Annotated in this window: 10 protein-coding genes; 7 read left to right on the forward strand and 3 right to left on the reverse strand. The window is 60.8% G+C overall.

Going from position 1 to position 12660, the window contains the following annotated elements; genetic code table 11:
- The first annotated feature begins 31 nt into the window (after positions 1–31).
- The 6 genes from PSV40_RS07835 to PSV40_RS07860 all read left to right on the forward strand — a co-directional run bounded on the left by PSV40_RS07835 (position 32) and on the right by PSV40_RS07860 (position 9471).
- Positions 32–2281 carry an adenylate/guanylate cyclase domain-containing protein gene (locus tag PSV40_RS07835; protein ID WP_300536290.1) on the forward strand — a complete coding sequence of 750 codons (2250 nt, stop codon included), beginning with the start codon at positions 32–34 and terminating at the stop codon, positions 2279–2281.
- A 34-nt stretch (positions 2282–2315) separates the two neighbouring features.
- The gene (locus tag PSV40_RS07840) at positions 2316–3107 is read left to right on the forward strand and encodes a 3',5'-cyclic-nucleotide phosphodiesterase (protein WP_293593127.1); all 792 of its coding nucleotides are present in this window, start codon (positions 2316–2318) and stop codon (positions 3105–3107) included.
- Positions 3104–5509 carry an ATPase, T2SS/T4P/T4SS family gene (locus tag PSV40_RS07845; RefSeq protein ID WP_300536292.1) on the forward strand — a complete coding sequence of 802 codons (2406 nt, stop codon included), beginning with the start codon at positions 3104–3106 and terminating at the stop codon, positions 5507–5509. The genes PSV40_RS07840 and PSV40_RS07845 overlap by 4 nt, the downstream gene beginning before the upstream one ends.
- A 147-nt stretch (positions 5510–5656) precedes the next feature.
- On the forward strand, positions 5657–6154 hold the full coding sequence (locus PSV40_RS07850; protein WP_300536293.1) for a pilin: 498 nt from the start codon (positions 5657–5659) through the stop codon (positions 6152–6154).
- Between the two features lie 3 nt (positions 6155–6157).
- Positions 6158–7927, forward strand: a complete 1770-nt coding sequence (locus tag PSV40_RS07855; protein ID WP_300536295.1) for an O-antigen ligase family protein — start codon at positions 6158–6160, stop codon at positions 7925–7927.
- Positions 7928–8031: 104 nt separating this feature from the next.
- Complete coding sequence (locus PSV40_RS07860; protein ID WP_300536297.1) at positions 8032–9471, forward strand: Wzy polymerase domain-containing protein; 1440 nt, start codon at positions 8032–8034, stop codon at positions 9469–9471.
- A gap of 12 nt (positions 9472–9483) precedes the next feature.
- On the opposite strand, the gene moaC is transcribed toward PSV40_RS07860, so the two are convergent.
- The gene (gene moaC / locus PSV40_RS07865) at positions 9484–9972 is read right to left on the reverse strand and encodes a cyclic pyranopterin monophosphate synthase MoaC (RefSeq protein WP_300536299.1); all 489 of its coding nucleotides are present in this window, start codon (positions 9970–9972) and stop codon (positions 9484–9486) included.
- 171 nt (positions 9973–10143) lie between these two features.
- Here moaC and PSV40_RS07870 point away from each other — a divergent pair, with 171 nt between their 5' ends.
- A complete protein-coding gene (locus PSV40_RS07870; RefSeq protein ID WP_300536300.1) occupies positions 10144–11742 on the forward strand; it encodes a M48 family metalloprotease in 1599 nt (532 codons plus the stop codon).
- Here PSV40_RS07870 and PSV40_RS07875 read toward each other — a convergent pair.
- Positions 11701–12051: a phage holin family protein gene (locus PSV40_RS07875; RefSeq protein ID WP_293593140.1), complete on the reverse strand. Its 351-nt coding sequence runs from the start codon at positions 12049–12051 to the stop codon at positions 11701–11703. The genes PSV40_RS07870 and PSV40_RS07875 overlap by 42 nt on opposite strands.
- 147 nt (positions 12052–12198) lie before the next feature.
- The gene (locus PSV40_RS07880; protein WP_300536302.1) at positions 12199–12651 is read right to left on the reverse strand and encodes a hypothetical protein; all 453 of its coding nucleotides are present in this window, start codon (positions 12649–12651) and stop codon (positions 12199–12201) included.
- Positions 12652–12660: the final 9 nt, after the last annotated feature.

The following is a 12660-nucleotide window of genomic DNA, read 5'->3' on the forward strand; positions in this document are numbered from 1 at the left end:
CACTGCAAATCGCGGCTCTTCACGAAGCCTTATGCGACTTTTTTCCCGGCATTGGCCTCGCATTGCCGTCACGCTGATTCCGCTGGTTTTTGCCTTGCTCCATGCCAGCGGCGCGTTACGCCTGGATGTCCTGCAGCGGCTTGACGACATTCTTTATGACGCCCGCCTTCGGGCCACCATGCCCAGGACGCTGGATGAGCGCATTGTCATCGTGGATATCGACGAAAAAAGCCTGGCGGAAGCCGGCCGCTGGCCATGGGGCCGCAACAAGCTGGCCGTGCTCGTGGACGAGTTGCTGGGGCGGCAACAGGCCGCACTGCTGGGATTCGACGTGGTTTTTGCGGAGGCTGACGACAGCTCCGGCCTGAAAAGGCTGCAGCAACTGGCCCGGACCGAATTGAAGGACCAGCCCGCCTTTACCGACAAGCTCGGCCAGATGCAGGCCAGCCTTGATTACGATGCCGTCTTCGCAAAATCGCTGGAGAACAGGCCCGTCGTGCTGGGCTACTACTTCACCAGCGACCGGGACGGCCGCGTCAACGGTGTTTTGCCCGCTCCCGTCATGGGGCGGGAGGCGCTCAAGGGGCGGCCCATCCGGTTTACAAGCTGGAACGGCTTCGGTGCCAACATCGACACCATCGCCAGGGCGGCGCCCCTGGCGGGGTTTTTCAACTCCATCACGGAAGGCGACGGGGTGGTTCGATCGGTTCCCCTGCTGGCTGAATACAAAGGCGAGTACTACGAGTCGCTGTCCCTGGCGATGTTTCGCATGCTGGTGGGCCAGCCCGGCGTCGAGCCCGGATTTCCACAGGAAAAATTCCTGACCCGCAATTACCAGGGGCTGGAAAGCATTTTGCTCAGGCAGGGCAGTAAAACGCTGGCCATTCCGGTGGATGACCGGGTGGCGACCCTGGTGCCTTTTCGCGGGCCCGGTGGCGCCAGTGGCGGTTCCTACCGGTATATCTCTGCGTCCGATGTGCTGGCCGGAAAGATGCCGCCGGGCCAGTTGAAGGACAAGATTGTCTTGCTCGGCACCACGGCGCCTGGCTTGTTGGACCTGAGGGTCACGCCGGTCGGGGAAACCTATCCCGGCGTCGAGACCCATGCCAATGTGATTTCGGGGTTTCTCGATGGCAAGGTATTTGTCAAACCGGACTATGCGGTAGGTTTCGAGGTGGTGGTTCTTGTGCTGTCGGGGCTGACACTGGCCCTCGCCTTGCCGTTGCTGTCCGCCCCGCGCGCGGTGGCGACCAGCGCCGCGGTGACAGCCGCCCTGGTGGGACTGAATTTCTGGCTTTATTCGACCTATGGGCTGGTCTTGCCTCTGGCTACCGCGCTGGTCATGGCGCTCACGGCGTTTGCCCTGAACATGAGTTATGGCTATTTTGTGGAAAGCCGCTCCAAACGGGAACTGGCCAACCTGTTTGGCACCTATGTGCCTCCCGAACTGGTCGATGAAATGGTCAAGGACCCCGACAGCTACAGCATGAAGGCCTCGGCCAAGGATCTCACGGTGATGTTCTGCGACATGCGCGGCTTCACCCGGATGTCGGAAACCATGGAGCCGACGCAGTTGCAGGCCTTGCTCAACAGTGTCTTCAGCCGGCTCACGGACCTGATCCGCAGCAACCGCGGCACCATCGACAAGTACATGGGTGACTGCGTGATGGCTTTCTGGGGTGCACCCGTCGAGACGCCTGAACACGCCGCTCTGGCGGTCAAGACCTCGCTGGAGATGGTGCGGGCAGTGCGCCAGCTCAATGAAGAGCACCGCAGCAAGGGCTTGCCGGAAATTGGCATAGGCATTGGGCTGAACACCGGCAGCATGTGTGTGGGCGACATGGGCTCGGATATCCGCCGCAGTTATACCGTCATCGGCGACGCCGTCAACCTGGGGTCCCGCCTGGAAGGGCTGTCCAAAATCTATGGCGTCGATACCGTGGTCAGTGCGTCCACCCGCGAACTGGCCACCGGGTTTGCCTGGCAGGAACTCGACAAGGTCAGGGTCAAGGGCAAGGACCAAGCGGTGGCCATTTTCTGTCCGGTGGCGCTTCCCGGCCAGCTCGACAAGCAGTTGGGCAGCGAACTGCGGGAGTGGGCGTTGGCGCTCAAGGCCTACCGCAACCAGGCTTGGGACGACTGCGATGGGCATTTGCTCAACTTACAGCGCATGAATGCGCAAAAGTACCTTTACCGGCTGTATGCAGAGCGTGTAGCCTCCATGAGGTTGTTGCCGTTTGATCCCGAGTGGGACGGGGCCACCAACTTCGAAACCAAATGACACAGCCTGCCGGCGCCTCAAGCCACAAAAGACCATGAAAGTACGCGTACTGGGCTGTTCGGGAGCGATTGCCAAAGGCTGCCGGACCACGTCCTTCCTGCTGGATCACGACGTGCTCGTCGATGCCGGGACGGGCGTTGGCGATCTCACGCTGGACGAGATGCGCGGTGTTGATCACGTGCTGCTGACACACTCCCACCTGGACCATGTGGCGGCCTTGCCGCTGATGGTGGACGCGATTGCGGCACAACGAACGACCCCGATACAGATTCATGCGCTGCAGGGCACGATTGACGCGCTGAAAACCCATATTTTCAACAACACCATCTGGCCTGATTTCTCGAGAATCCCCACGCCGGAAGCGCCGTTTGTCAGCTTTCATCCACTGACCGTCGGTCAGACGCTGCTGCTGGCGGGAAAATATGTGGAAGTGCTGCCTGCGGTTCACACCGTGCCCGCGGTGGGTTATGCGGTGGCCACCGGCGCCGGGTGCTGGGTGTTCACCGGCGACACCGAGCGCAACCCCGCGCTGTGGGCCCGCATCAACCAGCTTAATGTCGCCATGCTGGTGATCGAGACGGCCTTCAGCAACCGCGAACGCGACCTGGCCCGGCGCAGCCTGCATCTGTCGCCTCATGCGCTGGCCAGCGAGCTGGACTGCATTGACAAAGGCAGGAACTATCCGATTTACATCACCCATACCAAGCCGGCGGAGACCGACTTGATCATGGCCGAGATCCAGCGCTTTGACCAGACGGCGCCGTTTGGTCCCAACGTTACCCACGACATACGCTGGTTGCGCGCGGGTCAGGAGTTTGAGTTATGAATGCCGTTGTACAGAAGGACCCCGAAGACGCGTTTTTCGACTCGCAGATGCTTCCACCGCAGGAGCGGGGGGGCACTTTTGAAGCGCTTTATTTTCGCCAGCTGCAACTGGTTACCAACCGCATTCATGAAACCGAGAACATTGACCAGATCATGCTGGAGGCCAGCCAGGATATCTGCAAGCTTTTCAACGCCGACCGCCTGACCCTTTACGCCGTCAATGAAGACCGTACGTCCATCATCTCCAAGGTCAAGACGGGGCTCAACACCAGCCGCGACCTGAAGCTGCCCATCAGCGCGCAAAGCATTGCGGGCTACGTTGCGCTGTCAAAAACCATGGTGAATATCACCGATGTGTATGACGACGAAGCGCTCAAGAAAATCCATCCCAACCTGAGTTTTCTGCAGGAAGTGGACAAACGGTCCGGCTACCGCACCAAACAGATGCTGGTTGCACCGGTGATGGACGGCAGTACGCTTTATGGTGTCCTGCAGGTGATCAACAACCGCAGCGACCAGCCTTTTGGGAAGCTGGAAGAAGACGGTGCGCAGCAACTGTGCAAGACGCTGGGCATCGCCATTCGCCAGCGCATGCAGAAGGCCGAAGACGGTCAGCGGCGCAGGGCGACCAAGTACGACGGGCTGGTGGCCGACGGGGTGTTGAGCCAGAACGAGTTGCTCCACTGCATCCAGAAGGCGCGCGACGAGGTCCAGTCGGTCGAACATCTGCTGATGGCTGATTACCGTATTCGGCCCGCGCAGATTGGCGCGTCGTTAGCCAAGTTCTTTGGGGTTCCCTACGAGGCCTACAACGCAGGGCGCATCCGTTCGGAAATGCTGCATGGCCTGCTCAAGCGGCACTTTGTCGAGCAGCAGGGCTGGATGCCGCTGGAGGAAACGACGGACGGTCTGGTCATCATGTGTGTTGATCCCGAAGCAGTGCGGGGGGCCCGGGTGGTCCCGCAGGTATTTCCGAAAATCAGCAAGTTCGCCTACTGCGTGACCACCCAGACCGAATTTAATGAAACCCTGAGCCAGCTTTTTGGCGCGGGCAACGAGGGCGGCTCCATTGACCAGCTTCTGGCCGACATGGATTCGCCGCTCGAAAACGATGCCAACGACGATTCGGCGCTGGAGTCGGCCGCCGCCGACAACGAACTGGTCAAGTTTGTCAACAAGGTCATCATTGATGCCTACAAGCAGAAGGCCTCCGACATCCACATCGAGCCCATGCCGGGCAAGGCCAAGACTGGCATCCGTTTTCGGGTCGACGGGAGCTTGCTGCCCTATATCGAGGTGCCGGCCCAGTTTCGCCAGGCCATGGTCACGCGGCTCAAGATCATGTGTGATCTGGACATTTCCGAAAAGCGCAAGCCGCAAGACGGGAAAATCAAGTTCAAGAAATACGGGCCCCTCGACATCGAACTGCGTGTGGCCACGATCCCGTCAGCGGGAGGGGTTGAGGATGTCGTCATGCGGATTCTGGCGGCGGGCGAGCCCATTCCGCTCGAAAAGCTGGGGCTGACGGATCACAACAGGGAGCGGCTGGAGAAAACCGTTTCCAAGCCCTATGGCCTTTTTTACGTTTGTGGCCCGACGGGTTCAGGCAAAACAACGACGCTGCACTCGATCCTGAAATTCCTGAACACGCCAGACAGGAAAATCTGGACGGCCGAAGACCCCGTCGAGATCACGCAAAAAGGTTTGCGCCAGGTTCAGATCAACAGAAAGGCAGGGCTCGACTTTGCAACCATCATGCGCGCCTTCCTGCGTGCGGACCCGGATATCATCATGGTCGGCGAGTCGCGCGACAAGGAAACCGTGTCCATGGGCGTGGAGGCTTCGCTGACCGGCCACCTGGTGTTCTCGACGCTGCACACCAATTCTGCCCCTGAGTCCATCACCCGGCTGCTGGACATGGGCATGGACCCTTTCAATTTTGCCGATGCCCTGCTCGGCATCCTGGCCCAGCGCCTGGCCAAAAAGCTTTGTGACTGCAAGCAGGCTTACCAGCCGAGTGCACAGGAAGTCAAGGACTTCGTCAGGGAGTACTCGGAAGAATTGCGGAACACGGAGGCCTGGAAGACCGATCCCGGCGGCGAAGCGCAAAAGCTGCTGGACGACTGGATGGAGCGCTATGGCAAAGAGGGCCAGCTCACCATGTACCGGGCGGTTGGTTGTGATAAATGCAACCAGACCGGCTACAAGGGCCGTATCGGCCTGCACGAGCTGATGGTGGCCGACGACGCAGCGAAAAAGCTGATTCAGGAGCGTGCCCGCGTGGCAGAACTGTTTGCGGCGGCCGTCAACAGCGGCATGCGCACACTGAAAATGGACGGGATGGAGAAAGTGCTGATGGGGCTGACCGACCTCAAGCAGGTTCGGTCGGTTTGCATCAAGTGACAAAATTGTCGGCGACTCCCTGCAGGGTGACGAAAAAAGTAACTTTTGTTGCCAGAAGATGGGCCAAAGAGGTTGATTTAGAACGGGTTTCTTCTTGGCACGGTATCTGCTGGTTAGTCTCGCTAGTTTCTCAACCAAGGAGTTTTTATGAAGCGTTCCATGCAAAAGGGTTTTACCCTGATCGAGTTGATGATCGTTGTCGCGATCATTGGTATTTTGGCTGCGGTGGCTTTGCCGGCTTATTCTGACTACACCAAGCGCGCCAAGATGTCGGAAGTGATTTTGGCGTCTTCCGCCTGCCGCACTTCGATTACCGAGGTCTACCAGACCAACAGCGCAGCGAGCTTGCCCATTGCCAACGCTTGGGGCTGCGAAAGCTCCGTCGCCACCTCCAAATACGTGGGCCGTGTCGATACGGATGCCAATGGCGGCATTATCGTGACGGTTGCAGCCGGCAGTTTTGGTGATACCACGATTGACGGTACGACGGTGAGTTTGGTGCCGACTGCCGCTGCTGGCGCTGCCATCTCAGCCACTGCACCTCTTTCGCAGTGGATTTGCGGTAATCGCGCAGTCGTCAACGGCGGCACAGCCGTGACCACGACGCCTCTGAAGTACCTGCCCGGCTCTTGCCGCGGCACCTGATTTTTGAACTTCTCGGAAGTTCAAACAGAAACGCCCCATGAGGGGCGTTTTTCTATTGTCGGGCAACTTTTTTTTGCGATGTCGGCATTGCTCCTGCTGTTGAGCTGGTTGATCCCCTTGCATTTCCTGCCTTGGGTCAGCTGGCATGGCGAGATGCTCGCGTTTGCGATGGTGTTTTTACTGGCTTGGCGAGGTCTGCTCAAAGTGGCTCACCAGGGTCTGTCCAAGCCGATCATTTTTCCATGGGCGACCATCCCCCTCCTATCGCTGGGGGTCGTTGCCATTGCGCAGGCTGCTTCAGGCCTTGTTGTATTTCGGGGCGATGTTCTTGTCTTTGAGCTCTATGTGGCTCTCTGCGTTATTTGCATGGTTTTGGGTTTCTCCCTTGACCGGAAGTCATCCCCCCTCCGACCCGCCTCAGTCACCGGAAACAGTCACCCTCGAGCCTTGATTGGGCTGGCTATCTTGCTGGTTATGGGAGCGCTCGTATCCGCGGTGGTGGCGTTCGCCCAAGTTTTGGAGTTATGGGACGGCGCGTTCTGGATCAATCGCATGCCAGGACTACGACGTCCTGGTGGCAATCTGGGGCAACCGAATCACCTAGCGACCCTGCTACTGATGGGGGTGGCCAGCCTACTGTACCTTTATGAGTCCGACAGGCTCCGGGCTACGTCGTCAATGTCGATATTTCTGGTGCTGGCTATTGCATTGGGAATTACGGAGTCCCGCACGGGCGCTCTGAGTTTTTTGTTGCTGGCCGGATGGTGGTTCGGCAACAGAAAACGATCGGAATTCAGGGCGTCTCCATGGATCGTTGCATTCGCTTGCGTGGCTTTTTTAGCCTTTCTCTGGATGTGGCCGTCGATTTTTGTCTTTCTCCTGCAGAGTTCAGGTGTGGCAGAAATCAACATCAAGCCTGGCATGCGTTTGGTGGTGTGGCCTCAGTTGCTGGAAGCACTGGGCCAACGGCCCTGGCTGGGATGGGGCCTGAACCAGGTTCCGAGGGCGCACAACGCTGTTCTGGATGCTTATGAGTTGAGCGAACCCTTTTCATACAGTCACAACATCTTGCTGGATCTGGCGCTGGGGACGGGCGTGCCGCTGACGGCCCTATTGATATTGGTAATCGGTGTCTGGTTGTGGCGGCGCGTGCGGAAGGTCAACCAGTTGCTGGCGTGGTACTGCTTGGCCGTGGCATTGCCTCTGGCCGTGCATTCGATGCTGGAATTTCCGTTTGCTTATGCTTATTTCCTGGTGCCTGTGATGTTTGCCTTGGGCGCACTGGAGGGTATGGTGGAAAACAAGCGCGTGCTGCGCATCGGGGTGGGTCCGTCGGCCGTTCTTTTGCTTACAGTGACTATTGTGGCGGCTTGGTCGGTAGTCGAATATGTCGCAATTGAGGAAGACTTTCGAGTCGCGCGTTTTGAGTCCATGCGCGTGGGGCAAACCCCGCTCAATTATCAGAGGCCCGAGGTGCTGTTGCTGACGCAGCTGGGTACATTGCTCGATGGTGCGCGCATTTCACCCAGGCCGGGCATGACCGCGCAAGAACTGGCAATCGCCCAAGAAGTGGCTCTGCGTTATCCCTGGATCGCAACACAGTCACGATACGCGCTTTCGCTGGCATTGAATGGCAACCCTGGGGAGGCGGTCAGACAACTGCGTGTCCTTAAAGCCATGCATGGTGACAAGAAATATGAGGAGATCAGGGCGAACTGGCGCCACCTTTCACAGGACAAGTACCCTCAATTGCGTGAACTCAAGTTGCCGTGATATACGGGGGCATGTCAAGGAGGCCCGTTTTTGTATTCGCCGTCGGGTTGGTAGTGATGTTGCCGTGGCTTAATCCAGTAGCGCCCGGGCCCTTTCCTGCTATCGTGCCCTGCCTGCTTGCTCTCGCCACTACAGCAGGCCTGATATTGTTCGCATCACTGCGCGCGGCCCTCGCCACAAGGCCCGGCGATACTCCCTATGCGCAGCGCTGGTTTTACTCTGCGGCATGGGCTTGGGTGCTCGCCGGTGCAGCCAGCAGCGCTATCGGCTTGCTGCAATATTTCGGTGCGGCGGCGGCGCTCGCTCCGTGGGTCAACCAGGCCCCGTTGGGTGAGGCCTTTGCCAATTTGCGTCAACGCAACCAATTTGCGAGTTTGACGAATATCGCGTTGGTCGCGCTGGTCTGGCTTGTGGTGAAGGACGGTTTCTCCCGTCGCCGGGAGCCGTTGGTGTGGATGGTGGCTGGCCTGCTGGCGGCGGGGAACGCAGCATCTTCATCGCGGACAGGGTTGTTGCAGCTGGTTTTGCTATGCGTGCTGTGTTTGCTCTGGACCGGCTGGCGCCAACCGCCGGTGCGCCGCGTGTTGCTGACGGCGCTGCTGGCCTATGGGGTGGCCATGCTGGCACTGCCCTGGTTGGCCGGGCTGGACCTGCTGGGCCATGGCATGGTCGCCCGCCTGCGTGCGGGGGACCCCGTCTGTGCCGGTCGCCTCACACTCTGGTCCAACGTATTGCATCTGATTGCGCAAAAGCCCTGGTTCGGATGGGGCTGGGGCGAGCTGGATTATGCGCACTACATGGCGCTATACCCGGGCGCGCGTTTCTGCGACATCCTGGACAATGCCCACAATCTGCCGCTGCACCTGGCCGTGGAGCTGGGTATTCCGTTGGCCCTGGCTGTTTGTGGTGGTGCGGGTTGGGTCGTCTGGCGTGCCAGGCCTTGGCGAGAAACGGACCCGACCCGGCAGATGGCCTGGGGTGTGCTGGCCGTCATCATGCTGCACAGCATGCTGGAGTATCCACTCTGGTACGGCCCTTTCCAGATGGCATTTGGGCTGTGCGTGTGGATGCTGTGGCCGGCGCCGCGAGAGCCCGCAACGGGCTCCCGTCCTTCCTCGCGCTCGGCACCGACAATCCGGCTTGTCGTGGCGACAGCATTGTTGGCAGCGGTGGCTTATGCTGCATGGGATTACCACCGTGTCAGCCAGATTTACCTGGCGCCACAGGCACGCGACCCGGCCTACCGTGACGATACGCTGGACAAGGTTCGCGGATCCCGGCTTTTCCGGAACCAGGTGCGGTTTGCGGAACTGACCACCACCGCGCTCAATCGCAACAACGCGCAATGGACTTTCGACACCGCCATGGCCTTACTGCATTACTCGCCCGAGCCACGGGTGATTGAAAAGGTGATTGAAAGTGCCGTCATGCTGGGGCGCGACGATGAAGCCTTGCTGCATCTGGTTCGTTACCGCGCGGCGTTCCCCGAGGACTACACAAAGTGGCGCCATGCCAACGGCCTGACTGGCGGGCCTGCAGACTGACCCTGGACGCGGCTAGGGCGTCGCGATAAAACTTCCCGACTTGCCGCCATGCTTTTCCAGCAACTTGATATCCGTCATCGTCATCCCACGGTCGGCGGCCTTGCACATGTCATAAATCGTCAGCAGTGCCACTTGCACTGCAGTCAGGGCCTCCATCTCCACGCCGGTCGGTCCGACCGTTTCCACCGTCGCCTGGCAAGTGATGCTGGCGTTGCCTGTGTCGGGGCTGAAATCCATTGCCACGCGGGTCAGCGCCAGCGGATGGCACAGGGGAATCAGCTCACTGGTTTTTTTGGCCGCCATGATGCCGGCAATCCGGGCGATACCGAGCACGTCGCCTTTTTTGGCGGTGCCTTCCAGGATGATGGCCAGCGTGGCAGGATTCATGGCGATGCGGCCTTGCGCGACAGCCACCCGGTGGGTGGCTGGTTTGCCGGCCACATCAACCATGTGCGCCTGCCCTTGGCCGTCAAAATGTGTCAGCGGTGAAGTCGTGGTCATACTGTTACAGAACCTTTACAAGCATCCGTCATCATAAGATGCGCAGGTGCATTTTGAAGCGCTTGGGAAAGTCACGGGTCGGCAGGCGGCCCAACAGTTGCGTGGCCTGCCAGGCTTCGACAAGTACTGGATAGTTTTGCTGGATCTCAACCCCCTCGTTTTGTACCCCTCATGCCGTCTTCATTTTTCAAGCTGAACAGGCATTTTGTCCTTGGTCCTATTGCGTTGGCAGCTGCTATTTTTATAGCATCAGCCGGCCTGGCGCAGGCCCAGACGCCAGTCCGGCCCAGCGGCGCGCTGCCTGCGCTGGGCGACACCTCGGAGTTGTCCGCCAGTGCCGAACGGCGGCTCGGTGACCGGATTGCCGCCAGCATTTACCGCGACCCGGACTACCTGGACGATCCGGTGCTGGGCGACTACCTGCAGGGCATCTGGCAGCCCCTGATGACGGCGGCGCGCGCCCGGGGCGAGTTGGGCCCCGAACTGGACGAGCGGTTTGCCTGGGACGTCATGCAGATCCGTGACCGCAGCATCAACGCCTTCGCCTTGCCGGGTGGTTATCTGGGTGTGCACCTGGGACTGATAGGCGCCGTGGCCACGCGCGACGAGCTGGCGTCGGTCCTGGCGCACGAGTTGAGCCACGTGACGCAGCGGCACATTTCGCGCCTGATGAGCAAGCAGAGCCAGCAAATGCCCTGGCTGATTGCGGCCATGATTCTCGGCGCCCTGGCCGCCAGCAAAAGCCCCGACGCCGCCAACGCGGCCATTGCCGGCGGGCAGGCGCTGGCCGTGCAGAACCAGCTCAATTTTTCGCGTGACATGGAGCGCGAAGCCGACCGGGTCGGCTTTGGTGTGATGGCCGACGCGGGCTTCGAAAAGCAGGGTTTCGCCAGTATGTTTGACAAGCTGCAGCAGGCCTCGCGGCTCAATGACAACGGTGCTTTTCCCTACCTGCGCAGCCACCCGCTGACAACCGAGCGTATTGCCGAGATCAAGGGCCGGCTGCAACTGGAAGGCGGGGCGAGTTCAGCGCCCAAGGGCGCCAGTGAAGAGCCGGGCGGCGCGCGCACGCTGCACGCCATGATGGCGGCCCGGGCTCGTGTGCTGGGTGACCCGGGGGTGGATGGCTTGCGGCCGCTGGTGGCCGATGCGCAGCGTGTGTCACTCGCCGGTGCGGCGAATGCGGCATGGACACCGCGCGATGCCGGTGCCCTGTATGGCGGCGCCCTGGCGGCGAGCCGGCTGCGCGACCATGCCCTGGCACGCAGCCTGGCGGGCAAGCTCAAGTCGGCCGTGCCCGCGAAGACGGCACTGGCCGATCCGGTGGAGTGGCTGGCGCTTGAGATCGAGCTGGCTGCCGGCAATACGGCGGTGCCGAAACTCGGCAACACGCGCAGCCGGGCGGCCCTGTTGCTGCAGGCCCGGGCTGATCTCGCGGCAGGCCGGGCGCAGGATGTCTCAGGCGCCCTGCAAACCTGGGTCACCACCCACCCGAAAGATGCCATTGCCTGGCAATTGCTGGCGACAGCCTGGGGCCAGCAGGGGCAGACGTTGCGCGCGATTCGGGCCGACGCCGAGAGCCGGGTGGCACAGCTGGACTACCCCGCGGCCCGCGACCGTTTCAAGGCCGCGCAGGATCTGATGCGCAGCGGCCGCGACGGCGGCGCGGCGGCCAGCAACTACATCGATGCGTCCATCGTTGACACGCGGGCGCGTGAGATCGACCAGCTACTTCGGGAGCAGGCGCTCCAGGAGAAACTCGATCGCTAGCTGCAGCACCGAGTAGATCAGCGAACCGATCAGGGCAGCGACAAATCCCGTGACATGCAGGCCGCTGAGCAGGCTGGCGGCCGCCCAGAACATCAGGGCGTTGATGACAAACAGGAACAGCCCCAGCGTCACCAGCGTCACCGGCAGGGTCAGCAACACCAGCACCGGGCGCACCACCGTGTTGAGCGCGCCCAGCACGGCCGCGGCAAGCAGCGCCGCCGGGAAGCTGGTCACGGTGACGCCGGAATACAGATAAGCCACCGCCAGCAAGGCGGCCGCGCTGCAAAGCCATTTGACGATGAGTTTCATGCGTTCAAGAATACCACCGCTGTCGGCAGCTTTCTATTGAGCGTTTTAAAACTCAGGACAGTCGGAACGATCAATCCCTCACCCCGACCCTCTTCCAGAGGGCGAGGGTGAGAGCAGTCCAATTCACTGCCGTGTATTTGGAAAAGATCAATATTCGGCCGTCAACAGCAGGCCGGAGCCGGCCAGCATGGCGGCAAAGCCCCAGACGCCGCGCGGCTCGCCGGGATGCGGCCCGGGGGCCGCCTGCAGGTCCGCCCCGGGTTTGGGCCGGCGCGCGTCCACAATTCGTCCCTCGCCATGCTGTGCCTGCAAGGCTGCGGTGAATTCTTCGAGCGAGCCGCGCGCAAGTTGCGTGATGACCGGCTCGCCGCAGGCCTGCAACAGCGGGACGATTTGTTCAAAAACTTTCTCGGCCCACTTGCCGCGCCAGCTTTCGCGGGCGCTGTGCGTGACCCACTTGCTGACGCGGTGTGTGATGCGTGGCGCGCAACCCACCACGATCCAGCGCGTCGGCGTGCGCGCCTGGCCGGATTGCAACAGGGGTGCCAGCATGCCCAGCGCATGGGCGGCTTCGTCGACATAAACAATCGTGGTGTCCATCAGTGGGTT

The organism is Polaromonas sp. (assembly GCF_029945925.1).
Taxonomy (GTDB): domain Bacteria; phylum Pseudomonadota; class Gammaproteobacteria; order Burkholderiales; family Burkholderiaceae_C; genus Polaromonas.